Genomic DNA, 24,896 nt, shown 5'->3' with positions numbered 1-24,896 from the left:
GCCAGCGCACGCCGCCTACCGGCGTGTCGCGCGAACGCGGCGGGAACCGCCGCGCTGCATCAATGATTAGTATCTGGCCCCAGCTGTAACTGCAACAGCGTAATCGTGTCCTTGACCTTCAGCTTGCGCTTTTTTAGCCGCTGCAGCTCGAGGTCGCTCATACCGGGCACGCCAGCCACCCGATTGACCAGGCAGTCTAGGTCATGATGCTCATCCTGAAGTCGAGCAATCTGGCTCTGGATTGCCACCGTGTCAGCGTCGTATGCATGCTGCATGCCCTTTTCCTCCGGATCGATCTGGAGCCGTCACACCTGTGACGTCGGCACCCGAAATGAAGTCGCGTTACCATGATTCTACTGCGGTTGACGCAGGACTTGGGCATTTGTCCGCAAGCCGGGCCTGCGGTCCTACTGTCCGCCCGTGCCGGAGGCTGCCGACGCGGCGCCCGGCGTGGAAGCGCCCTGCTTGCGCGCGGCGCGGGCTTGGCGCTCGCGTACGTCCTGCGCATGCTGTGCCGCGCGCTGCTGCTTCTGCTGGAACTTGCGCGCATTGTCTGCCCGCTGCTGCGCATCCTGGGCAGCCTGCTGCCGCGCCTGCTCGAGCTTGCGTTGGTAGTCCACCTGCTTCTGATCGTACGCGCGCTGGTTCGCCTCGCCCTGTGGTGCTTGCGCGTTACGTCGCGCCTCATCGATCGCATGCTGGCGCTGCTTCTCTTCGTACGACTGCTCGTTCTCGCGCTCACGCGCCGTGCGTTGAGGCGCCTCGCGCGCGTGCGCCTCGCGCTTGCGCGCAGCCTGCTCGTCACGTTGTCGCGCATGCACGGCCCGGCGCTCGTTGTCGAGCGCATTTTGCTCGTCGCGAATCAGCATCTTGTTCGCAATCATTCGGTCGCGCGCCTTCTCCAGACAATGGTTGACCAGGATGGCGCTGTAGCAGTTGTGCCTCGCGACACCATACTCGTACCGGTTTAGCTCGCTGCGGCGATCGAGCTGCGCCTGTCGGGCACCGAACGATGCATCTTGCGCTCGCCCATCGGCGCCGTCCCAATCCGCGGCCTGCGCGTACAACGGCGCAGCCGGCACAATGCTGGCCACCCACGCAAGCAGCCATCCAGCCAGCGGCCACGCCCGCGCACGTCGCGCAGTATAGGTTACCGCCGCCGCGTGACGGTGCGATCGCGAAGATAGGGACCCGCTGAGCGGCATCGATTCGCGAGCGCGCTGGCGCGGTGCAGGGGAGAACGTCGGTAGGCGGTCGTGCATGTCGGAATTCTATCATCGCGATCTTGTGTCACGACCGGCCCGCATCGCGCTTATGGCAAAATGCCCGGCTCGAACCCGCACAAGCCTCACCCATGACGGACAACGTAGCACTGAAGATCGTACAGCGCATCGCCACCGAGTTGAATGTCCAGCCACGGCAGGTCGCCGCCGCCGTACAACTGCTTGACGAAGGATCAACGGTTCCATTCATCGCGCGCTACCGTAAGGAAGTCACCGGCAACTTGGACGACACGCAACTGCGCTTGCTCGAGGAGCGGCTGCTGTACCTGCGCGAGCTGGAGGATCGTCGCGCAGCGATCCTGCAAAGCATTGACGAGCAGGGCAAGCTGACTGATGAATTGCGCACCGCGATCCTAGCTGCCGACGCAAAACAAACGCTCGAGGATCTCTACCTGCCGTACAAGCCCAAGCGTCGCACCCGTGCGCAAATCGCGCGCGAGGCGGGGTTGCAGCCTCTGGCAGATGCGTTGCTCGCGGATCCGACGCGCGAGCCGCAAGTGCAAGCCGCCCGCTTCGTCGATGCCGACAAAGGCATTGCCAACCTCAAGGCAGCGCTGGACGGCGCGCGCGACATCCTGTCCGAGCAGTTCGGTGAAACCGCCGAGTTGCTGGGCCGGCTGCGCGACTACCTGTGGAACCAGGGCGTAGTGATCTCCACTGTCGTCGAGGGCAAGGAAAAAGAGGAAGGCGAGAAATTCCGCGATTACTACGATTACGCGGAGACGATCAAGACGGTGCCGTCGCACCGCGCGCTCGCGCTGTTCCGGGGCCGCAATGCCGGCGTGCTGTTCGTCAAGCTTGGCCTAGGCGAGGAACTCGATGCACAAGTGCCGCATCCTGGCGAAGCGATGATCGCGCGCCACTTCGGCATTGCCAACCAAGGGCGGCCGGCCGACAAGTGGCTCGGCGACGTGTGCCGCTGGTGCTGGCGCGTGAAGGTGCAACCGCATTTGGAAAACGACCTGCTGAACCAGTTGCGCGAGCGCGCCGAGCACGAAGCGATCAATGTGTTCGCGCGAAACTTAAAGGACCTATTGCTGGCCGCGCCGGCTGGCCCCAGGGCGGTGATCGGGTTGGACCCGGGGCTGCGCACCGGCGTCAAGGTGGCGGTAGTCGACCGCACCGGCAAGCTGCTGGCCACCGATACGATTTACCCGCATGAACCGCGCCGCGATTGGGACGGGTCGCTGGCTCGGCTCGCGCGGCTCGCCCAAGCGACGCAGGCCGAGCTGATCAGCATCGGCAACGGCACCGCATCACGCGAAACCGACAAGCTGGCCAGCGAGCTGATCGCACGACATCCTGAACTGAAGCTGCAAAAAATCGTCGTCTCCGAGGCGGGCGCGTCGGTGTACTCGGCGTCGGAACTGGCGGCGAAGGAATTCCCCGAACTGGACGTATCGCTGCGCGGTGCGGTCTCGATCGCGCGCCGCCTACAGGATCCGCTCGCCGAGCTGGTGAAGATCGAGCCGAAGGCGATTGGTGTGGGCCAATACCAACATGACGTCAATCAGCGAGAATTGGCACGCACGCTGGATGCGGTCGTCGAGGATTGCGTCAACGCGGTGGGCGTGGACGCGAACACCGCATCGATTGCGCTGCTTGCCCGGGTATCTGGCCTGAACGCAACACTCGCACGCAACATCGTCGATTATCGCGACACCAATGGACCATTCCCGTCCCGGGAGCATTTGAAAAAGGTGCCGCGCCTGGGCGACAAGACCTTCGAGCAGGCAGCCGGCTTTCTGCGCATCAACCATGGTGAAAACCCGCTGGACCGCTCGGCAGTGCACCCAGAGGCCTATCCGGTGGTCGAGCGCATCCTCGCGAAGATCAACAAGTCGGTGTCCGATGTGATGGGCAACCGTGACGTGCTGTCGAAGCTGTCCGCAGCCGAGTTCGTCGACGAACGCTTTGGCTTGCCCACCGTGCGCGACATCCTGGGTGAGCTCGAAAAGCCGGGGCGCGACCCACGGCCCGAGTTCAAGACTGCGACGTTCCGCGAAGGCGTCGAGACGCTCGCCGACCTGTCGCCCGGGATGATTCTCGAAGGAGTGGTAACCAACGTCGCGGCATTCGGCGCGTTCATCGATATTGGTGTGCACCAGGACGGGCTCGTGCACGTGTCCGCGATGTCAACGAAGTTCGTGAAGGACCCGCACGAGGTCGTCAAGGCGGGCCAGGTCGTCACCGTTAAGGTGCTCGAGGTAGACCTGAAACGGCAGCGTATCTCGCTGACAATGCGCCTGTCAGACGACGCCACGGCAGGCGGGGCCGGCGCGGGCAGCGCGGCAGCGCGTGACCGGGATACCGGTGGACGCGGCGGTCAGGGCCGCGGCGGGCGCAGTCGGGAGACGGAACCGCAAGGCGCGATGGCAGCCGCGTTCGCCAAGCTCAAACTGCGCTGACGGAGGCGGCGGCTGCGGCAACGTGCGCTGCACTGCGCGGCTGCTGAAGTACAGCAACAGGTGATAGCACGCAGTGGGGGCAAGCCAATCAAATCTCGATCTTTGTGCCGAGCTCGACGACCCGATTGGCCGGGATGCTGAAGAAGTCAGTAGGCTTCGCGGCGTTCTGGTGCATCCATGCGAAAATCCGCTCGCGCCACACCCACATGCCCGGCAATTGCGTCGGCACGACGGTTTCCCGGGCGAGGAAGAACGACGTGTCCATCAAATCGAACGACATGTTTTCCTGTTGCTCGAGCAGCTTGAGCACGCCATTTAAGTCCGGTGTCTCGTTGAAACCGTACGTCACGCGTACCAGGTATAGCCCGCCGCCAAGCTCCTTGATGTCGATGCGCCGATGGTCATCGACATACGGTATGTCCAGCGTGATGAACGTCATGAAAATCGTGCGCTCGTGTAACACCTTGTTGTGCTTTAGGTTATGCAGCAAGCTGACCGGCACAAGCGCATCGTTGCCCGTCAGGTAAATGGCCGAACCCGACACGCGATGCGGCGGATGGGCAAGCAGCCCCTGCACGAATGGCATCAGTGGAATACCGTCGGCCGCGGTGCGCTCCTTGACAATCTGCCGGCCCTTGTACCAAGTAGTCAACAGGAAGAACAGGAATGCGCCGATCAACAATGGCAGCCAGCCGCCCTCGCGCAGCTTCAGCAGGTTCGCCCCGAAGAACGACAGGTCAACCGTGATAAAGCCCAGGATGATCGTCGCCACCCACAGCTTGTTCCAGTTCCAAACGCGCACCATCACGACACACGCGAGTATCGTCGTGATCACCATGGTCGTGGTGACCGCGATCCCGTAGGCCGCCGCAAGATTGTCCGAACTCTTGAAACCCAGCACGATAATGAGGATGACAAACAGCAGCAGCCAGTTCACGATCGGGATGTAGATCTGCCCAATCGCACTCGCGGACGTGTGCTGGATCTTCATCCGCGGCACATAGCCAAGCTGGATCGCTTGGCTGGTCAGCGAGAATGCGCCGGAGATCACCGCCTGCGACGCGATCACGGTGGCCGCCGTGGCGAGCACCACCAGCGGCAGCAACGCCCAGTCCGGCGCGAGCAAATAGAACGGATTCTGGATCGCGGTCGGATCGCTGAGCAACAACGCGCCCTGTCCGAAGTAATTCAGCACCAGCGCGGGCATCACCATCCCATACCACGCGACGCGAATTGGTTTCGCGCCGAAGTGCCCCATGTCCGCGTACAGCGCCTCGGCACCGGTGAGCACGAGGAACACTGAGCCGAGCACGTGATACGCCTGCACCGCATGGTCGTGCATGAAGCGTATCGCATACCATGGATTGAGCGCCGCGATCACACGAGGCGCGGTGGCGATATGGTACAGGCCCAGCAGCGCAAGCGTGACGAACCAGACGATCATCACGGGCCCGAACAGCCGCCCCACGACCTCGGTGCCATGCTTCTGCAGAATGAACAGTGCGATCAGGATCAGCAGCGTGATCGGCAGCACATATTGCGCGAGCGATGGCGCGGCGATTTCCAACCCCTCGACCGCGGACATCACCGAGATCGCCGGCGTGATCACCGCGTCGCCGTAGAACATGCAGGCGCCAAAGATGCCGAGGGCCATCAGCATGCCCATCCACTTGCCGTCGCGCGGAAACCCGCGCAGCGCGAGCGCCATCAGCGCGAGCACGCCGCCCTCCCCATCGTTGTCGGCTCGCATCACGAAAAGCACGTATTTCAACGACACCACGATGACAATCGCCCAGAATAGCAGCGAGATCACGCCGAGGATGCTCTCTGGCGTCAACGCGATACCGTGCTGCGGACTGAAAGCCTCCTTCAGCGCATACAGCGGACTGGTGCCGATATCGCCGAACACGACGCCGATTGCGGCCACCGCCAAGGCGGGCAACGGTTGGATACGGATTGGATGACTGTGGAGAGCATTCGTCATGTCGGGCGTCGTGTCGCGAAAATGAGACGATATTCTATCCATGCAGGCTCAAGGAGTAAGCCGGGGCATGCGATGTTGTTGTCCCACCACGGAAGCTTGCGGCGCCGTTCCGATTGCGATTGCGATTGGCTACGGGACAGACTGCGCGCCGCGCCCCTCGACGATAAAAAAGCGGCTGCCAGAAGCAGCCGCCTTATGTTCGTCCATTGCCAATAACGTCACCTGGCGCGAATCACGCTGCCGGCGCAGTACCGCCGGTGCCACGCTTGATCCACGCGGCCAGGTTGTGCGGGCGCACCGTGTCCCATTCCTCGAATGGTTGATGGATCCACGGATTGGTCGGCAGGTGCTGGACGAAGTAATCCGGCTTCACCTTCGAGCATGCCTTGTACCACAGCACCGCCGAGCGCACCGCCGTAATAGCCGGATACCGCTCCTTCAGATGTTCCTGCACGCGCGCCAGCGTGACCCCCGAATCGACGAGATCGTCCACCAGCAACACATTGCCGGACAGCTCGCCGCGCGTCATCGTGATGTACCGCGCGATATCGAGATCGCCCTGCTGCGTGCCCGCAGCCTCGCGATACGAACTCGTGGCAAGAATGGCCAGCGGCAAGTCATAAATCCGCGACAACTGGTCGCCGACGCGCAACCCACCGCGCGCCAGGCACAGAATCTTGTCGAACTTCCAACCCGACTCGTGCACCCTCAACGCAAGCCGCTCGATCAGCCGATGATAATCGTCCCAGTCGACCCACAGGTGCTGTTCGTCGTTGCGCCGGTCTGAACTCGTTTCTTTCGTCATAGGAAAATCGGGATCGCGCAGTACCATCAAGCCTTGAACGGATGGCGCAGCAGGATCGTCTCGTCGCGATCCGGACCGGTCGACACCATATCGATTGGCACGCCAGCCACTTGCTGCAGTCGCGTCAGATACGCGCGCGCATTGGCGGGCAGCGCATCCCAGGCGTTAATGCCGATCGTGCTCTCCTTCCAGCCGGGGAACGTCTCGTACATAGGTTCGCAGCGGCTCACTTGCGTCGCGCCGCGCGGCAGGATGTCCACGTCCTGGCCATCGATCCTGTAGCCGGTGCACAACCGTACCTCGTCGAGCCCGTCGAGCACGTCCAGCTTCGTGATGCATAAACCCGTCACGCCGTTGATCTGAATCGAGCGCTTGAGCGCGGCTGCATCGAGCCAGCCGGTGCGGCGCGGGCGGCCCGTCACCGAACCGAATTCCTTGCCGACGTTGGCCAGCGTCAAACCGACCGGGTCCTGGCGTTGCGGATTGTCCGTGTCGTACAGCTCGCTCGGGAACGGCCCGGCGCCCACGCGCGTGCAATAGGCCTTCGTGATCCCGAGGACGTAGTTGAGCTTGTGCGGACCAATGCCGGCGCCGGCTGCCGCGGCACCCGCGACGCAATTGCTCGACGTGACGAACGGATACGTACCGTGGTCAATGTCCAGCAACGTGCCTTGCGCGCCTTCGAACAGCAGGTTGCGTCCGGCGTTGTTCTCATCATACAACCGCCGTGACACATCGGTGATCATCGGCGCGAGCCGGTCCGCGTAGCCGAGCATCGTATCCAGCGTTTGCTGGAAGTCGACCGCCTGCGCGCCCAGGTATTGCGTGAGCACGAAATTATGGAAATCGAGGTTCTCGCGCAGCCGGTCCGCGAACGTCGCCGCGTCGAACAGGTCATGCACGCGTAGCGCGCGCCGGCCGAACTTGTCCTCGTACGCCGGCCCGATGCCGCGCCCGGTGGTGCCGATCTTACCCGCGCCGCGCCGCGCCTCGCGCGCCTGATCGATCGCAATATGATACGGCAGGATCAGCGTGGCCGCTTCGGAGATAAACAACCGATTTCGCACGTCGACGCCGGCATCCTCAAGCTCGCCAATCTCCTTGAACAGCGCTTGCGGCGACAGCACGACGCCGTTGCCGATGTAGCATGCGACGCCATCGCGCATGATGCCCGATGGGATCAACCGCAGGATGGTTTTCTTGCCGCCGATGATCAACGTATGGCCCGCGTTGTGTCCGCCTTGAAAGCGCACGACGCCTTGGGAATGATCGGTGAGCCAGTCGACGATCTTGCCCTTTCCTTCGTCACCCCACTGGGTGCCGACCACGACGACGTTGCGTCCGGACTGGGCTGCCGCTTGACCTGATTGAGCTACGCTGGCGGACATGGTGTTACTTGAGCTGGTTAAAAACGTATTCTACCTAGGTTCGTGCGCACGACTGCCGTTTTTTTAGGCAGCCGGCACGTGCGACGTCTTCAGCGCGGCTCGACGGTCCACGCGTCGCCACGCTGCACAAGCACGCGGTCGCAAGCGAATTCGTCCAGCGTATGCTCGTGGCCGGGCAACGCCTGAATCACCGTCTCGCCGCTGTCGCGCAGAGCCGCCACGGTGGCCCGCAACGCCGCGTCGTGATTCCACGGAGCCAGAATGGCACTGGAGCGTGCCTGCCGCGGCGAAATCCGTGCCACCTCGCGCAAGTCCAGCGAAAAGCCGGTTGCTGCCCGCGCGCGCCCGTACGCGAGGCCGACATGATCATAACGCCCGCCGCGTGCCACGGCGTTCGGCACGCCATCGACATACGCGCAAAACATCACACCGCTGTGATACGCGTAGCCGCGCAGGTCGGCCAGGTCGATCGCCACGTGCGCATCGCCGATCTGCGCGATGAGAAACGCAAGCTCATCGAGTGCGCGCGTGAGCGCCGGCCATGCGGGAAGCCGCGCGCGCGCCTCGTCGATCACCGACGCATCGCCGTACAGCATCGGCAACGCGAGCAGCGCGTCGCGCACCGGCTTCGCCAGGTCGCGCGTAAGCTCGTCCAACCGGGGCACATCCTTACCGGCCAACGCCGCATACAGCGCAGGGCCCAGCCCGAGCGCGCGCTCGTCGGCGCCCAGCAGCGCAGCCAGCACACCCGCATGGCACAGGTCCAGTCGCACCGGCCCGAGCCCGGCGAGCCGCAGGCTATCGAGCATCAGTTGTTGGATCTCGACATCCGCCTCCAAGCCCGCATGTCCGTAGATTTCGGCCCCGATCTGGATCTGCTCGCGCGTCGCATGCAGGCCGCGGGGGCGCGTGTGCAGCACGTGTCCCGCATAGCACAGCCGCGTGACGCCCTGCCGGTTCAGCAAGTGCGCGTCGATACGCGACACCTGCGGCGTGATGTCCGCGCGCAGCCCCAGCGTGTGGCCTGACAACTGGTCGACCAGCTTGAACGTGCGCAACGCTAGGTCGCTGCCGCTACCCGTCAGCAATGACTCGAGGTATTCAAGCAGCGGCGGCATGACCATCTCGTAGCCATACGAACGGAAACGGTCGAGCAGCACGCGACGCAACTCCTCGAGCTTGCGTGCCTCGGAGGGCAACACGTCAGCGATATTCTCAGGCAATAACCAGGTCGGCATCAGCTTAAGTCCAGTGGCGCGACGCAGCGCGGCGCAATTAGCCCGCCAGCATCAGCAGGAGCAACCCAAGACCGATTGCGATCAGCCCGCCGAGCCGCACCTGTGCCGGTGGCAGTTGCGTTATTTTACGAAACGTATTTAGCCACAGCGTCGGCGACACGAATGGGAAAATCCCTTCGATGATCAGCATCAGCGCAATGGCGAGCAAGAGTGTGGCGGCCATGGGCCTGCTTCTTTTTTTCGCGCGGGCACACGCGCCGCATGCCCGCGCGGCGCTCGTGCGCCTAGTGCCTGCGACCCGGCGCGACAGGCGTGGCCGCAGCACCGCCCACCGCCGCGCCGGCGGGATTTTTCATAAAGCGAAAGAATTCGCTGTTCGGATCCGCGACCACAATATCCCCGTTGCCAATGCTGCGCCGATAGGCCTCCAGGCTCTGGTAGAACGCATAGAATTGCGGGTCACGGCCGAATGCATTCGCATAGATCGCCGCAGCCTTGGCATCGCCGTCCCCTTTGATCTCCTGCGCCTGCTTGTACGCATCGGCGATCACCACTTCACGTTGCTTGTCTGCATCGGCACGAATGCGTTCGGCCTCGGCGGCACCCGTCGAGCGCTGCTCGTTGGCGACTTGCTGGCGCTCCGCCTTCATCCGCTGGTAGACCGATTCGCTGATGTTCTCGAGCAAATCGACGCGGCGCAGCCGCACATCGACGATGTCGATGCCCAAGTTCGATGCGTCGCGCTCGACCTTCTTGCGCACCGCCTGCATCACGACCTCGCGCTCGTTGGAGACCACCTCCGAGACCGTGCGCTTTGTGAACTCCTCGTTCAGCGCCGCGCGGATGACCTGGGTCAATCGGTCTTGCGCGAGTGATGCGTCGCCGCGGAAACTGATGTAGAACTTGCGCGGATCGACAATCCGCCATTTGACGAACAGGTCGACCAGCAGGTTCTTCTTTTCCGCGGTGATGTAGCGGTCCGCTTCCGGATTGTCGATCGTCTGGATGCGCTTATCCATGTAGATCACGTTCTGGAACGGCGGCGGCGCCTTCAAATGCAGTCCGGGCGCCGAGATGATCTGCTTGACTTCGCCAAACGCGAACACAATCGCGTACTTGCGTTGGTCGACGACAAAGATCATCGAGGAGCCGACGAACAATACGACAAGCACGGCAACGACGAGGGTAATGATTCGATTCATGGTCCGCCCCTCTTATTGACCGTCGTCGCGGCCGCGACTGCGAAACAGATCCCGGGAACGGCTCGCGTCATCGCCGACGGACGCGCCCGGCATCGCTTGCGCTGGCACGGCTGGCCCGCCAGCCGAGCTGCCGGCCGGCGACGCCCCGCCCTGCACGCCGTTGTCCGTAGCACCCGGGCTCGCGCCAACTTGCGGGCGGGCGCGATGCTGTGCCATTACCTTGTCCAGCGGCAAGTACAGCAAATTGCTGCTGGCTTTGCTGTCCACGATCACCTTCGTTGCGTTCGAGTAGATTTGTTGCATCGTGTCCAGATACATTCGTTCACGCGTGACGGCTGGCGCCTTCGCGTACTCGGCTTGCACTTGCTTAAAGCGTGCGGCGTCACCCTCGGCTTGGGCCACCACGCGCGCGCGATAGCCGTGCGCGTCCGCCACCATCCGCGCGGCGGTGCCCTGCGCGAGCGGCACCACGTTGTTCGCATAGGCCAGCGCCTCGTTCTTCGCGCGCTCGCGATCCTGCCCGGCCTTCACTGCGTCGTCGAACGCGGATTGCACCTGCTGCGGCGGCTGCACGCTCTGCATCGTCACGCTGCTCACGATAATGCCCGTCTTGTACTGGTCCAGGATCCGCTGGATCTGCTGCGACAATTGCAGCGCGACCTGCTCGCGTCCCTCATACAGCACGTAGTCCATCGTGTTCTTGCCGACGATCTCGCGCACTGCGGTCTCGGCCGCCTGCGTCACCGTGCCTTCCGCGTCGACGTTGTTGAACAGGAACGCGGCCGGATCCTTCACGCGATACTGGACCGCGAAACGCACGTCGATGATGTTCTCGTCCTTGGTCAGCATCGACATATCCTTCAGGTTCGTCGAACGGATCATGTTGTCGCGGCCGATCTCGACCGAGCGCACCTGCGACATGTTGACGATCTCATTGCTCTGGAACGGATACGGCAACCGCCACTGGATCCCCGAACCGGTCGTGTACTTGTACTTGCCGAACTGCAGCACGACACCGGCCTGCCCTTCCTGCACGATATAGACGCCACTGGCCAGGTAGATCGCGACCAGCACGCCGACGACGATCCCCAAACCCAGATGCCCGCCGCGGCCGTTACTCAAGTTCGCCGGGCCCGGGCTGCCGCCGTCGCCGCCCTTGCGACCGAACAGCCGGTTAATCCGGCGATTGAAGTCGCGCCACAACTCGTCCAGGTCGGGCGGACCTTCCTGACCGTCCTTGCCATTATTGCGCTGATCCTGCGGACGCCGGGACGCATCATCGCCCCCCTGGCCCCTACCCCAGCGCGGATCATTGATTGAAAAGACGGCACGCGCGCGCTGCCACGTACTTCGGATATGCTTGTCGTTCACCATGTCACAGCCGGTTATTGCGGAATGCAGTTGTCAGATACGCTGTTGGTGGACGCTGCGGCTCGCTTGGCGAACGCGCTCGTCGTCGGATGCATTGGCGCCAGCCGTCGACTCGGCCTCGTCCGAGTGTGAACCATCGGCGTCGCGACGCGGGTCGTGATCGTCGGCGCCCATGCCGTCCGGGTCCCGCTTGAACGCCTGCGCGCCGAGCGCCACCTCGGCCACCGCGTCACGCAACGCGTCGAGTCCCTGACCGGTTCGCGCACTCAAAAAGACGCGCGTGATATTACCATACTCGTTCCTTTCAACCCGATCAGCCCGGCTTGCCAACTCAGGCACCTGGTCGATCTTGTTGAACACGAGAATCTGCGGGATCGAGGCCGCGCCGATCTCGCGCAACACGTCGTTGACCTGCTCGATCTGATCCGCGCGCACCGCGCTGGACGCATCGACGACATGCAGCAGCAGGTCCGCATGCACGGTTTCCTCTAGCGTTGCGCGAAACGCCGCAACCAATTGGTGCGGCAAGTCTCGGATGAAGCCGACCGTGTCGGAAACCACGACATTGCCCGCTTCGCGCAGATAGACGCGGCGCGACGTCGTATCCAGTGTCGCAAATAACTGGTCAGCCGCATAGGCTTGCGCCTTGGTCAGCGCGTTGAACAGCGTTGACTTGCCGGCGTTCGTATAGCCGACCAACGACACCGACAGCGTGCGATTGCGCTCGCGTTGGCGACGCTGCGTGCCATGCTGGCGCTGCAGCTTGCGCAACTTGCCGCGCAACATCTTGATGCGTTCGCCGATCAATCGCCGGTCGGTCTCCAGCTGCGTCTCACCTGGGCCACGCAAGCCGATCCCGCCTTTCTGCCGCTCCAAGTGAGTCCACGCTCGAACCAAGCGCGTGGACAGGTATTGTAACTGCGCCAGTTCCACCTGCAGCTTGCCTTCATGGCTGCGCGCGCGTTGCGCGAAGATATCGAGAATCAGGCTGGTGCGATCGACGACACGCCGCTCGAGCGCACGCTCCAGGTTGCGCTGCTGCGCAGGCGACAATGCGTGGTTGAAAATGACGATATCGACGTCGTTGGCCTGCGCGCCGAGTCGAAGCTCCTCGACCTTGCCGCTGCCGATGAAATGCGCGGCATCTGGGCTCGAGCGCCGGCCCGTCAGCGTCAGCACTGGATGAGCGCCGGCACTGGTGGCGAGCAGGCTCAGTTCTTCAAGACTGGCCTGAAAATCGATCTTTCCGAAATCTATGCTGACAAGCGCTGCGTTGATCAAATCGATGAAACAGTTAGGGTGGAGGACAGGCGCCAGGCCGGCTGGCCGCGCCCGCCGGACAATCGGATTAGGACCCTTCCGAATCGGGATGGAAGTTCACCGGGCGTGCAGGCACAACGGTCGAGATCGCGTGCTTGTACACCATTTGCGTAACAGTATTGCGGAGCAACACCACATATTGGTCGAACGACTCGATATTGCCTTGCAGCTTGATACCGTTGACGAGATAAATCGACACCGGCACATGCTCCTTGCGCAGTGCGTTCAGGAACGGGTCTTGTAACAGTTGCCCTTTGTTGCTCATAGCAAACTCCGAGTTGTTTTTTGCAGGTTAATAATATCGGCGACGAGAAAAAGGAAACGCCGCCAATCGCTACACTATAGCCTAATTTTCAAGGCCGTAAAGTTGCCGGCCAGATCGTCGCAGCACATTCAGTCTTTGTCCGCATAAGGGTTCCGGCTCGAACGAAACTCTATGCGCAATGGAGTGCCGCCGAGGCCAAAAGTTTCGCGAAACCGGCCTTCGAGGTAACGTTTATACGTATCGGTGATCGCATCCAACGCATTGCCGTGGATCACAATGATCGGCGGATTCTGCCCCCCTTGGTGCGCATAACGCAGCTTTGGTCGGATCGGACCGCGGCGCCGCGGCTGCTGGAACTGCACGGCGTCGATCAGCGCCCGCGTGAGCTTGGGCGTCGGCAGCTTGGCCATCGCGGCCGCGTAGGCGGCATCCACCGAGCGCATCAACGCACCAATCCCCGTCTTTTCCGCCGCCGAAATGTAATGTGACTTCGCAAAGTCGAGGAATTTGAGCTTGCGAGCCAAGTCGGCCTTGGTACGCTCGCGCACGTGTTCATCCAGGCCGTCCCATTTGTTCACGCCGATCACAAGCGCGCGGCCCTGCTCGACGACAAAGCCGGCAATATGCGCGTCCTGCTCCGAGATGTCCTGCCGCGCGTCGAGCAGCAGGATCACCACGTTGGCATCGGCGATCGATTGCAGCGTCTTGACCACCGAAAACTTTTCGACCGCCTCGAACACCTTGCCGCGTTTGCGCAGCCCGGCCGTGTCGATCAGCGTGTACTGGCGGCCCTGACGCTCGAAGTCAATGTAGATCGAATCGCGCGTCGTGCCGGGCAGGTCGAACGCAATCACGCGCTCCTCGCCGAGCAACGCATTAACCAATGTCGACTTACCGACATTGGGCCGGCCGACGATGGCGATTTTCACGCCGTGGCCCGCGTTCGCTTCGTCGTGCGGCGCACGATCCGCATAGGCGACGGTGAGCGCCTGTCCGATCATCTCGCTGACGCCGTCGCCGTGTGCGGCGGAGATCGCGCGTGGGTCGCCCAGGCCGAGTTCATAGAAGTCCGCGGCCACCGCGCTGTACTTCATGCCCTCGGCTTTATTGACGACCAGGAAGATCGGGCGGCCCGTCTTGCGCAGATAGTCGGCGATCGTCTTGTCCTGCGGCGCAAGGCCGTTGCGGCCATCGACTACGAACACGACTACGTCAGCCTCCTCGACCGCCTGGCGCGTCTGTTGGGCCATCTCATGCAGGATGCCGTCCTTGGCGACCGGCTCGAAACCACCCGTATCGACAACCAGGTACGGCTGCTCGCCGACGCGGCCCTCGCCATAATGGCGGTCGCGCGTGAGCCCGGGCAGATCCGCGACAAGCGCATCGCGCGAGCGCGTCAACCGGTTGAACAGCGTGGATTTCCCCACATTGGGGCGCCCAACAAGGGCGATTACAGGCTTCATGTTGCTTTTCCAAAAACGCACGCGCGCCGTCCGGCAGCGGCCGGCGGCGCGCGTACGCGAATGCCGGCCGGCCTATTGCGGCCGGAAACCGTACAGGTCGCCGTCGCGAGTCTGCACGACCAACGTATTGCCGGCAATGACCGGTTGCGCGGTGATCACGCCCCCCGTCCTCATCCGTGCGACGAATTCACCAGTGTCACGCGACAGGAAGTGCACAAACCCCTTGTAGTCGCCGACCACCACCGCGCGGCCGACGATCGCCGGCGCACTGACGTCGCGGCTCTTCAGCTGCGTGTTCTGCCACAGGGGCTCGCCGGTCGTCGAATCGTACAGCGACACGACCGACCAGTCGTCCGTCGACGCCACGGCACGATCGTCTTGCGCCAATCCACCATAACTGGAGAACGGCTGCTCCCACAGCGCGCGTCCGCTCAACACGTCGAAGCAACCGATCTGGCCCTGGAACGTCACCGCACAGGTCTGCGAGCCGACCAGCGTCGGCGCGCCGGCTACGTCGTTGATCCGCTCGACTTCGGTGACACCGCGCGGATACGAAACCGGTGTTTGCCAGTACGCATCGCCGCTTTGCAAATTGATTGCGGCAAGCGAGCCGCCCGGGAACCCCGCCAGCACCGCACTGTTGCCGGCGAATGTCATGCCGGCCGCGGTCCGCAGGTTCAGCGGCACCGCGCGGTTCACGTAGACCCATTTCTGCTCGCCGGTCTGCGCGTTGAATGCCGTGATGCGCCCGTCGATCGTACGCACCAGCACGAAGCCCTGGCTCACTGCCGGCGGCGTGACGATCTCACCGGGCGCATTCGCCTTCCACAGCACCTTGCCATCGCCGCCGAGCACGAACACGTCACCTTTGAGCGTGCCGACCGCGGTCAGCGTGCCGTCGCTGCCGACACCGGCCGACAGGTCCGCGCCCACCTTCGTGCGCCAGACCTCCTTGCCATTGGTCGCATCGATCTTGACCACCGAGCCGTTCGCGCCGGCCGCGTACACATAATCGCCGACCGCGGCGGGAGCGAACAGGTAGCGTCCGGACTTGCCCACGCTGGCCTTCCACGCCTCGCGCACCTCGAGCACGGTCTTGATCGGGGTTAGCTCGGTCGGCACGCGACGCACATCCTTCGTGGACGAACACGCGGCCAGCACGGTCAGCAAAAGCAGGCACGCAAGCGGCCGGACGTAGCGGATGACAAAATTCATGGATCAGTGACGCATTGACGGGTCAATCGGAAATCGAACTGCACGGGGCTTCAGCCACCGAGCGCATCGAGCTTGAACTGGATCAGCTGACGCACGGACGAATCACCGTGCTCGAGCGCCGCCAGCGCGGTCTGGTACGCGGCGCGCGCATCGTCACGCTTGCCCTGCGCGGCCAGCAGATCGCCGCGGCGATTCGCGTACAGACCGCTGAACGCGTGCGGCGGCGGGTCGGACAGCAGCTTCAAGCCTGCGTCATAAGCCTTTTCGTCGATCAACAGCGCGGCGAGCCGCAACCTCGCGACCGCCTTGAACTCGTCGCCGCGTGCCTGATCGACGACCCACTGCAACTGCCCTTTCGCGCCGGCCACATCCCCTGCCGCATACAACGCCTTGGCAGCTGCCAGCGCGCTGAGCGGTGCATAGGCGGTGCCGCCGAAGCGCGCTTCCATGTCCGCCGCGACCCGCGCAATCTGTGCGTTGTCCCCTGAGGCCACCGCTTGCTGGACCGTGTCATAGAACACCGCGGCCTGCGCCGCCTGGCGCCGCTGCCACCAGTTCCAACCGTTGTAGGCGGCCCCTGCCAGCAGCGCGGCGAGCACAACCCAGGTCAGCGCATTGCCCCACTTCGCCCACCAGGTCTTCAGATTGTCGAGGGTTTCTTGTTCGTGGTGGTAACTCATCTAATGGATACTCGCCTGGTCATTCATTCGTCGCCTTCGTCGGCGGGTGCAACCATCGCATCGATCAGGAATTCGGTCAAGCGTTCGGCCGGCACCCGTTGCTGCGCGCCATCCGCGCTCGTCGGATCGCCACGCAACGCCTTGATCGACACCTCGTCGCGCTGGACCTCGTCGTCGCCGAGGATCACCGCATACGCGGCACCGCTCGCATCGGCGCGCTTCATCTGCGACTTGAAACTCGCCGGCGCGCCGTCGGCGCTGCAGTGCAGGATCACATCCAGCCCCGTGTCGCGCAGCCGCTCGGCGATCACGAACGCACGCGCGCGCGCCGCGTCACCCTGATGCACAACGTACACGTCGCAGCCTTCGTCGGGCGGCACCAATTGATCCTCGCGCAGCAGTTCCAGAATGCGCTCGACGCCCAGGGCCCAGCCACACGCCGGCGCCGGCTTGCCACCGAGTTGTTCGATCAGCGGGTCATATCGGCCGCCGCCGGCGACAGTACCTTGCGCACCAAGCTTGTCGGTCACCCACTCGAATACCGTCAGGTTGTAGTAGTCCAGCCCCCGCACAAGCCGGGGGTTGATCGTAAATGGGATATTGTTCGCGCTCAGCAACCGTTGCACGCCTTCAAAATGCGCGAGCGACGCGTCCCCAAGAAAGTCGATTAGCTTCGGCGCATTCGCCGCAATGTCCTGCATCGCGGGGTTCTTCGTGTCGAGCACACGCAACGGGTTCGTGTACAGCCGACGCTTCGCATCATCGTCGAGCAACTCGACGTGCCGCTCCAAGTACGCGATCAACTCGTTGCGGTGAGCGGCGCGTTCCTGCGCCTGCCCGAGCGAATTAAGCTCAAGCCGGATGCCCGTGAGGCCCAGATCGTCCCAAAGCCGTTGACACATCAGGATGATCTCCGCATCGGCATCCGGCCCCGCGAAACCGAGCGCCTCGACGCCGACCTGGTGAAACTGCCGGTAGCGACCGCGCTGTGGCCGCTCATGGCGAAACATCGGTCCGATATACCAGAGCCGCTTCGGGCCGTCGTACAGCAGGTTGTGCTCGATCGCCGCGCGCACCACGGCAGCGGTGTTCTCGGGGCGCATCGTCAATTGCTCGCCGTTCAGCGAATCGACGAAGCTGTACATTTCCTTTTCGACAATATCGGTCACTTCACCGATACCACGGGTGAACAATGACGTATGCTCGACGATCGGCGTACGGATATTCTGGTATCCGTAGGCGCGCAGCATCGATTTGACCGTGCTCTCAAAAAACTCCCACAGACCGGCGTCGCGCGGCAGGATGTCGTTCATTCCCTTGACGCCGGTCAGCTTCTCTAGTTTACGTTTCTGTTCTGTCATGTCGATTCAATGATGACCCGGGCTGGAGACCGTGCTTCGCACACCACTTCACTGGCCGCCGTCGCGCCATAGGTGCGCTGGACATAGTCGTTGACGATATCCTGAAATTCCTCCGCGATGCGCGCGCCGCGCAGCGTGGTCGTCTTCACGCCGTCGATGAATACGGGTGCGGCTGGATTCTCGCCGGTTCCCGGCAGGCTGATGCCGATATTCGCGTGCTTGGATTCGCCCGGACCATTGACGATACAGCCCATCACCGCGACATTCATCGTCTCCACGCCCGGATACTGCTTGCGCCACACTGGCATCTGTGCGCGCAGATAGTCCTGAATTCGCGACGCCAACTCCTGGAATACGGTGCTCGTCGTGCGGCCGCAACCCGGACACGCAATCACCATCGGCGTGAACGAGCGCAGCCCCATCGTCTGCAAAATCTCCTGGGCGACGACGACCTCACCAGTGCGCGAAGCGCCCGGCTCCGGCGTCAGCGAGACCCGAATCGTGTCGCCGATGCCCTGCTGCAGCAGCACCGACAGCGCAGCGGCCGACGCGACAATGCCCTTCGAACCCATGCCCGCCTCGGTCAGCCCCAAATGCAACGCAAAGCCACAGCGCAACGACAGCGCCTGATAGACCGCGATCAGGTCCTGCACGCCGCTGACCTTGCACGAAAGCACGATGCGCTCGCGCCCCAAGCCAAGCTCGACAGCCCGTTCGGCCGAGCCGATCGCGGACTGGATCAGCGCCTCGTACATCACGCTTTGCGCGTCCCATGGCGTCGCACGCCGCGCATTCTCGTCCATCATCCGCGCAAGCAGGTCCTGGTCCAGGCTTCCCCAATTCACGCCGATGCGCACCGGCTTGTCATGGCGGATCGCCGCCTCGATCATCTGCGCGAATTGCGTACCGCGCTTGGCGCCCTGACCGACGTTGCCCGGGTTGATTCGGTACTTCGACAGCGCCTGCGCGCAATCCGGATAGTCGCGCAGCAACAGATGGCCGTTGTAGTGGAAGTCGCCGACCAGCGGCACATTCACGCCCATGCGGTCAAGTTGCTCACGGATCGCCGGCACCGCGGCCGCGGCCTCGGGCGTGTTGACCGTGATGCGCACCAACTCGGAGCCGGCCTGCGCAAGCTCCTTGATCTGGATCGCGGTACCGATCGGATCGGTAGTATCGGTGTTCGTCATCGACTGTACGCGCACCGGCGCGCCACCGCCAATCGTCACCGTATGGTCCTGCCAACGCACCGTAACCACATGCGTGCGACGCCTTGGCGCAGGGCCGCCGAACACCGGTTCGCCCGACGCGACCCGGCTTGCTACCGGCGCCCCACCGGATTCAAACAGAATATTGGACTGCATCGAATTACCCGATTGCATGACACACTAATCCTATTGAGCACCGTGCGCCCGCGTTGCGACAGACGCACGGCTGCACGGGGCTGACCGTCACTGACCTTGCCGCGCTCGCCCTATCCTTCATTACGGCAGACTGAAACGCGCGACGTTGCCCTGCGCGCCATCGTATTTCGCAGACGGAACCGGCTTGCCGTCGAGCGACATCGCCTGGATGCCCGCCTTGTTGCCCACGGTCACGCGAAACGGCGCCATGCCTTGTACACGCTTCTCGTCTCCCGCGCGCAGCAAACCGGAAAATAACGGCTTGCCATCGCGCTGCCGCACGCTGAACCAACTGTCCTGCGACACCTTGATGGTTACCGCCGCCTCGCCGTCGGCCAGCACCGGTGCGGCCTCCGCCGTTGGCGACGCGTCGCCCGGCCGGGCATTGGCCGCAATCGCAGGCGACACCGGCGCTGACGCGAGCGCCGCGGCCGTCGATGCTGCGGACAACGTATCCGCGCCCGGCGACGCATCAAGCGCCGCAGGCCGCGGCAATTCAGTCAGCGTGCTCGTCGCCGACGTCGGCTGAACACCCGTCGGCGCGGTGCCCGGCGATGCAGCGCCGTCGTGCTCAACTGCGTCCGCACCGCCGATCTTCAAGCGGGCGATCCAGCCTCCGCCCGCCTCGCCGCCAGTGCGCCATACTGCGATGACCGCCACCAGCGCAATCACGAACGCGACGATCCACACCCATGGCCGGCGCCTAGGGGCACCCCCCAGATTCATCACGACACGCCCCCGCGGTAGCCCCGCGCCACTGTTCGATGGCAGCGATAAGTCAGGCTCGATCGGCCCGCTGGTGCGTCGCAGCGCATCGGTCAGCGGCGTCGGATCGGCCCCGAGCATCTTCGCATAGCTGCGCACCACGCCAATCGCAAACGTCGTATCCGGCAGGTGGCTGTAATCGCCTGATTCCAACTCACGCAACTTGTACGGCGCGACTTTCAGCCGCGCGGACACATCCTCGATCGACCATCTTTTGGCCTCGCGCAGCTTTTCGAGCTGCGCACCGACCTGCCGCGCGGACTCCGCCGCGGCGCCCGGATCCGGCCGTCTGGCCGTGGCGCTCGAGTCGTGCGGTGTCGGATGCTGCTGGTCACTCATCCCTAATTCCTCACTGGAATTCTTTTCGTTGCTCGCGACGGCGCCGCGAGCTGATCTTGCCTAAACGATGAGCCCAAATGGAGCAAGGCCGGCAAACCGTCGTTCACCGGCACCGGAATGACTCAAATCATGCGTACGACCGCGGCGCGCGGCACAAAATTCCGCGACGCACACATCGGAACCCGATCGTCGCCATCCCGGCCCTACCGGGGCAAGTCCCCATTTTTGCCCCGTCCTGCCTCCGCCGCCATACGTCATACCGCGCGCACCCCGATCGACGCGAGACCAGTACGCGCGTCGCGCCGCCTGCGTTCCGCCACGCGGGTACGGTCGCGGACCTCGCCGGCTAACTGCCCGCAGGCCGCATCGATATCGTCGCCGCGCGTCCTGCGCACGGTCGTCACGACACCCGCATCGATCAAGATCTGCGCGAACTGCTTGATCCGCTCCGGATGGGAGCGCAACAGCCCGGACTCAGGAAACGGATTGAACGGTATCAGATTGAATTTGCACGGCACGTCGCGCGTCAGCGCGAGCAGTTGCCGCGCGTGCTCATCACTGTCATTGATACCATCCAGCATGCAATACTCGAACGTGATGAAATCGCGTGGTGCAACACGCAAATACCGGTTACATGCCGCCATCAATTGCGCAAGCGGGTACTTTCGGTTCAGTGGCACCAATTCGTCACGCAACGCGTCGTTAGGTGCATGCAGTGACACGGCCAGCGCCACCGGCAATTCGGCCGCCAGCCGGTCGATCATCGGCACGACGCCCGACGTGGACAGCGTCACGCGGCGACGCGACAATCCGTACGCGTGGTCGTCGAGCATCAGCCGCATGGCCGGCACCACCGCATCGAAATTCAGCAGCGGCTCGCCCATGCCCATCATCACGACGTTCGTGATCACCCTTTCACCGGGAGCAAGGCCGCCGCGCGCAGCACGCAGCGCGAACTCGGCCATCCACAACTGGCCAATGATCTCGCCGACGCCGAGGTTACGTGAAAAGCCCTGCTTGCCCGTCGAGCAGAAGCGACAGTTCACCGCGCAGCCAGCCTGCGACGACACGCATAGCGTGCCACGTCCCTGCTCCGGGATATACACGGTCTCCACCGCGTTGCCTTCGCCCACGTCGAGCAGCCACTTGCGCGTGCCGTCCGCGGACGTGTGGTCCTGCAGCACCGCGGGATGACGGATCGATGCGCAGGTCTTCAGCTTGTCGCGCAGCGATTTCGCCAGATCGGTCATCGCGTCAAAATCGCTGACGCCACCGTGATGGATCCACCGCTGCAATTGGCGCGCGCGAAATGACTTCTCGCCGAGGCTCGCGCAGTACGCGACGAGGCCCGCAGCATCGAAATCCAGAAGATTGACCGTGTCAGTCATTGTCATGCCTGCCGTCTCAGATGGCGCCCGCAGCGGCGGCACACCGCGCCGCCCATCCAACCCGTGCCCGCAGGCGCGGGCTTGGCCGGTGCAGCCGGCTTACCGCCGCTCAGCGCGAGTAGACGTTCACTTCCGGAAAGAAGAAGGCGACCTCGACAGCTGCCGTTTCCGGCGCATCGGAGCCGTGCACCGCATTGGCGTCGATGCTGTCCGCGAAATCCGCCCGAATTGTGCCCTTTTCCGCCTTCTTCGGATCGGTCGCGCCCATCAGCTCACGATTTTTCGCGATCGCACCGTCGCCCTCGAGCACCTGAATCATGACCGGGCCCGACGCCATGAACTCGACCAAATCCTTGAAGAAAGGCCGCTCCTTGTGCACCGCGTAAAACTTTTCCGCATCCGCGCGCGACAAATGGACCATGCGGGCCGCGATGATCTTCAGCCCGGCCTGCTCGAACCGGCTGTAGATTTGACCGATCACATTCTTTGCGACAGCATCGGGTTTGATAATCGACAGGGTGCGCTCGATCGCCATGAAAAAAAACTCCGGGAAAATGAGGAAGTTACGAAGTCCACCGAATCCGCCATTCTAGCACGAGCCGGTGTATCATTGGCAGGGAACCCTTACAGCACTGTAAGGCTCTAACATCACGTGTAGCTCGGTCGTCGGACCGCCGCGATGAAGCGGCGGGCAATGCCGGCGCCGTTTGCAAGTCAAGATAACGCAAGGAGAAACCATGGCTGACTCTCGTACCTACGGGTTTGGGCGTACTGGCACCGTCGTGTCAACCGAAACGCGAAATAAGGTACTGCGCAACACGTACTGGCTACTGGCACTGTCGATGGTTCCGACCGTGTTCGGCGCGTGGATCGGAGTCGCAACCGGCTTTTCGCTATTTGCCGCCACCTCGCCGATGATGAGCGTGCTGGCTTTCCTCGCGATCGCGTTCGGCTTCATGTTCGCGATCGAGCGGACCAAGCACAGCGCAGTGGGCGTGTTCGTGCTGCTCGGCTTCACGTTCTTCATGGGCCTGATGCTGTCGCGTTTGCTGAGCTTCATTCTCGGCTTCACGAACGGCCCATCGCTGATCATGCTTGCCTTCGGTGGCACCAGTCTGATCTTCGCGGCGATGGCAACGGTCGCTACGGTCAGCAAGCGCGACTTTTCTGGCTTGGGCAAGTGGTTGTTCGTCGGCGTGCTCGTGCTGCTGCTGGCCTCGGTCGCGAATGTGTTCCTGCACCTGCCGGCATTGATGCTGACGGTGTCGGTTTTGGCGATCGTCATCTTCTCGGCCTACATGCTGTTCGACGTCCAACGCGTAGTCAACGGTGGCGAAACGAACTATATCAGCGCGACGCTGATGATCTATCTAGATGTGTACAACGTGTTCACGAATCTGCTGGCGCTGCTCGGTATTTTTGGCGGCAACCGCAACTAAGCCGTCACGCCCCGGCGCTGCGACGGCGCACGGGGCGCGTCTAAACGGGTCATGCACGCTCGAAACAGGCGACCGACTCGACGTGCGATGTGTGCGGAAACATGTTCACAACGCCCGCGCCAACCAGCCGATAGCCAGCCTCGTGCACCAGCAACCCAGCATCGCGCGCCAGCGTGGCCGGATTGCATGACACATAGACGATCCGCCCTGGCAAGCACGCCGCGTCGCCGGCCTGTGCCAGCTCGCTCAGCGCTTTTGCCACAGCCAGCGCACCTTCGCGCGGCGGATCGATGAGGAACTTGTCAAACCGGCCGAGCGCGTGCAAATCGGCAGCGCTCACCTCGAACAGATTGCGCGTGGCAAACGATGTGCGTGCCTCGAGACCATTGACACGGGCATTGGCCTGCGCGCGCTGCGTCAGCGCCTCACTGCCTTCGATACCGACCACCTCGCGCGCGCGCCGTGCCAGCGGCAACGTGAAATTGCCCAGCCCACAGAACAAATCTAGCACGCGATCGGTGCGCGCTGGCGCAAGCAGCCGCACCGCCCTGCCAACCAGCGCCCGGTTGATCTGGTGATTGACCTGCGTGAAGTCGGTCGGCTTGAACGGCATCCGGATGTCGAACTCCGGCAGCGTGTAGGCCAGTTCGACATCGACCGGGTAGAACGGCATGACGCTGTCGGGTCCCTTAGGCTGCAGCCAGAATTGCACGCCGTGCTGGTCAGCAAACGCGCGCAGCAGTGCCTCGTCCTGTTCGGTCAGCGGCTCAAGCACCCGCAGTACCAGCGCGGTGAGCGCGTCACCGATCGCCAACTCGATCTGCGGCAGCCGGTCCCGGATCGATAGCGACTCGACCAGCCGGCGCAACGGCACGAGCAGCGCCGATACGTACGGCGGCAGCACCTCGCACCGCGTCATGTCAGCTACGTAGCTGCTTTTCTTTTCATGGAACCCGACCAGCACGCCGCCCTTTTTCACGACGTTGCGCACGGTGAGTCGGGCACGATAGCGGTATCCCCATGACGGACCGCCTATCGGCCGGTAGATCTGTTCCGCGCGCAGCTTGGCCAAGTGCGATAGATTGTCTTCCAGCACCCGCTGCTTGACCGCGATCTGCGCACGCGCGTCCAAATGCTGCATCGAGCATCCGCCGCAGGTGCCAAAGAACTGGCATTGCGGCGTGGTGCGCATACTGCTGGCGCGCAATATCTTGACGATTTGCGCCTGCTCGTAGCTCGGCTTCTTGCGAAAGCTCGAGTACGACACAGTTTCGCCCGGCAACGCACCCTCGACGAAGATGACCTTGCCGGGTACACCCTGCTCGTCGATCTGCCGCCCCACACCGCGCGCTTCCATATCGAGCGACTCGATGTCGACCACGGGCGCAACGTGCGGCGCAGTCGCCGCGCTCGACAACGTCGCGCGGGTATGGCCCGCGCTAATCGACACAACATCGGCCGATGCGGCGTCGGCCAACGTGGTGGCCTTCGGCTGTACGGTGTGAACCACCTTGAAACTTCCTGGTTTGTGACGAAAATTGAAATTGTAGACTAGCGATGCTGGGCCCGGCAGCTTTAT

At 63.2% G+C, this 24,896-nt stretch carries 22 protein-coding genes; 2 read left to right on the top strand and 20 right to left on the bottom strand.

Annotation, left to right across the window (positions count from 1 at the left end):
- Positions 1-59: 59 nt before the first annotated feature.
- Positions 60-275 carry a DUF465 domain-containing protein gene (locus tag B0O95_RS05015; RefSeq protein ID WP_104076919.1) on the bottom strand — a complete coding sequence of 72 codons (216 nt, stop codon included), beginning with the start codon at positions 273-275 and terminating at the stop codon, positions 60-62.
- Positions 276-407: 132 nt separating this feature from the next.
- Positions 408-1,262 (bottom strand): colicin transporter, encoded by an 855-nt coding sequence (locus B0O95_RS05010; protein WP_233203127.1) that lies wholly within the window; start codon positions 1,260-1,262, stop codon positions 408-410.
- Between the two features lie 92 nt (positions 1,263-1,354).
- Here B0O95_RS05010 and B0O95_RS05005 point away from each other — a divergent pair, with 92 nt between their 5' ends.
- Positions 1,355-3,691, top strand: coding sequence for a Tex family protein (locus B0O95_RS05005; protein WP_104076918.1), 2,337 nt, complete (start codon positions 1,355-1,357; stop codon positions 3,689-3,691).
- A gap of 88 nt (positions 3,692-3,779) precedes the next feature.
- Here the strand turns inward: B0O95_RS05005 and B0O95_RS05000 are convergent, their stop codons facing one another.
- The 17 genes from B0O95_RS05000 to ndk form a co-directional block, all read right to left on the bottom strand.
- Positions 3,780-5,675, bottom strand: a complete 1,896-nt coding sequence (locus B0O95_RS05000) for a potassium transporter Kup (RefSeq protein WP_104076917.1) — start codon at positions 5,673-5,675, stop codon at positions 3,780-3,782.
- A gap of 232 nt (positions 5,676-5,907) precedes the next feature.
- Positions 5,908-6,480, bottom strand: a complete 573-nt coding sequence (locus tag B0O95_RS04995) for a phosphoribosyltransferase (protein ID WP_104077089.1) — start codon at positions 6,478-6,480, stop codon at positions 5,908-5,910.
- A gap of 26 nt (positions 6,481-6,506) precedes the next feature.
- Positions 6,507-7,868 carry an adenylosuccinate synthase gene (locus B0O95_RS04990; RefSeq protein WP_104076916.1) on the bottom strand — a complete coding sequence of 454 codons (1,362 nt, stop codon included), beginning with the start codon at positions 7,866-7,868 and terminating at the stop codon, positions 6,507-6,509.
- Between the two features lie 89 nt (positions 7,869-7,957).
- Positions 7,958-9,106, bottom strand: coding sequence for an ATP phosphoribosyltransferase regulatory subunit (locus B0O95_RS04985; protein WP_104076915.1), 1,149 nt, complete (start codon positions 9,104-9,106; stop codon positions 7,958-7,960).
- A 37-nt stretch (positions 9,107-9,143) separates the two neighbouring features.
- On the bottom strand, positions 9,144-9,329 hold the full coding sequence (locus B0O95_RS04980; RefSeq protein WP_104076914.1) for a DUF2065 domain-containing protein: 186 nt from the start codon (positions 9,327-9,329) through the stop codon (positions 9,144-9,146).
- A 61-nt stretch (positions 9,330-9,390) separates the two neighbouring features.
- Complete coding sequence (hflC, locus tag B0O95_RS04975) at positions 9,391-10,308, bottom strand: protease modulator HflC (protein ID WP_104076913.1); 918 nt, start codon at positions 10,306-10,308, stop codon at positions 9,391-9,393.
- 12 nt (positions 10,309-10,320) lie between these two features.
- Positions 10,321-11,682, bottom strand: coding sequence for an FtsH protease activity modulator HflK (hflK, locus tag B0O95_RS04970; protein ID WP_104076912.1), 1,362 nt, complete (start codon positions 11,680-11,682; stop codon positions 10,321-10,323).
- Positions 11,683-11,712: 30 nt separating this feature from the next.
- Positions 11,713-12,960 (bottom strand): GTPase HflX, encoded by a 1,248-nt coding sequence (hflX, locus tag B0O95_RS04965; RefSeq protein ID WP_104076911.1) that lies wholly within the window; start codon positions 12,958-12,960, stop codon positions 11,713-11,715.
- 67 nt (positions 12,961-13,027) lie between these two features.
- Positions 13,028-13,264: an RNA chaperone Hfq gene (gene hfq / locus B0O95_RS04960; protein ID WP_041754221.1), complete on the bottom strand. Its 237-nt coding sequence runs from the start codon at positions 13,262-13,264 to the stop codon at positions 13,028-13,030.
- Between the two features lie 128 nt (positions 13,265-13,392).
- Complete coding sequence (der, locus tag B0O95_RS04955) at positions 13,393-14,727, bottom strand: ribosome biogenesis GTPase Der (RefSeq protein ID WP_104076910.1); 1,335 nt, start codon at positions 14,725-14,727, stop codon at positions 13,393-13,395.
- A 72-nt stretch (positions 14,728-14,799) separates the two neighbouring features.
- The gene (bamB, locus tag B0O95_RS04950; RefSeq protein WP_104076909.1) at positions 14,800-15,942 is read right to left on the bottom strand and encodes an outer membrane protein assembly factor BamB; all 1,143 of its coding nucleotides are present in this window, start codon (positions 15,940-15,942) and stop codon (positions 14,800-14,802) included.
- A gap of 50 nt (positions 15,943-15,992) precedes the next feature.
- A complete protein-coding gene (locus B0O95_RS04945) occupies positions 15,993-16,622 on the bottom strand; it encodes a tetratricopeptide repeat protein (RefSeq protein WP_104076908.1) in 630 nt (209 codons plus the stop codon).
- Positions 16,623-16,645: 23 nt separating this feature from the next.
- Entirely contained in the window at positions 16,646-17,983 is a 1,338-nt protein-coding gene (hisS, locus tag B0O95_RS04940; protein WP_104076907.1) for a histidine--tRNA ligase, read from the bottom strand.
- Complete coding sequence (gene ispG / locus B0O95_RS04935; RefSeq protein ID WP_104077088.1) at positions 17,980-19,347, bottom strand: flavodoxin-dependent (E)-4-hydroxy-3-methylbut-2-enyl-diphosphate synthase; 1,368 nt, start codon at positions 19,345-19,347, stop codon at positions 17,980-17,982. The genes hisS and ispG overlap by 4 nt, the downstream gene beginning before the upstream one ends.
- Before the next feature lie 120 nt (positions 19,348-19,467).
- Complete coding sequence (locus B0O95_RS04930) at positions 19,468-20,490, bottom strand: helix-turn-helix domain-containing protein (RefSeq protein WP_104076906.1); 1,023 nt, start codon at positions 20,488-20,490, stop codon at positions 19,468-19,470.
- 254 nt (positions 20,491-20,744) lie between these two features.
- Positions 20,745-21,884: a dual-specificity RNA methyltransferase RlmN gene (gene rlmN, locus B0O95_RS04925; protein WP_104076905.1), complete on the bottom strand. Its 1,140-nt coding sequence runs from the start codon at positions 21,882-21,884 to the stop codon at positions 20,745-20,747.
- A 103-nt stretch (positions 21,885-21,987) separates the two neighbouring features.
- Positions 21,988-22,413, bottom strand: coding sequence for a nucleoside-diphosphate kinase (gene ndk, locus B0O95_RS04920; protein WP_104076904.1), 426 nt, complete (start codon positions 22,411-22,413; stop codon positions 21,988-21,990).
- Positions 22,414-22,615: 202 nt separating this feature from the next.
- Between ndk and B0O95_RS04915 the strand changes: the two genes are divergently transcribed.
- Positions 22,616-23,317, top strand: a complete 702-nt coding sequence (locus B0O95_RS04915; RefSeq protein WP_104076903.1) for a Bax inhibitor-1/YccA family protein — start codon at positions 22,616-22,618, stop codon at positions 23,315-23,317.
- Between the two features lie 49 nt (positions 23,318-23,366).
- Here B0O95_RS04915 and rlmD read toward each other — a convergent pair whose 3' ends face one another.
- A complete protein-coding gene (gene rlmD, locus B0O95_RS04910) occupies positions 23,367-24,767 on the bottom strand; it encodes a 23S rRNA (uracil(1939)-C(5))-methyltransferase RlmD (protein ID WP_104077087.1) in 1,401 nt (466 codons plus the stop codon).
- Positions 24,768-24,896 lie beyond the last annotated feature (129 nt).

This window comes from Mycetohabitans endofungorum (genome assembly GCF_002927045.1).
In the GTDB taxonomy this organism is placed as follows: domain Bacteria; phylum Pseudomonadota; class Gammaproteobacteria; order Burkholderiales; family Burkholderiaceae; genus Mycetohabitans; species Mycetohabitans endofungorum.
Note: the sequence above shows the minus strand (reverse complement) of the source record. Positions and strands in the feature narration are given on the sequence as shown.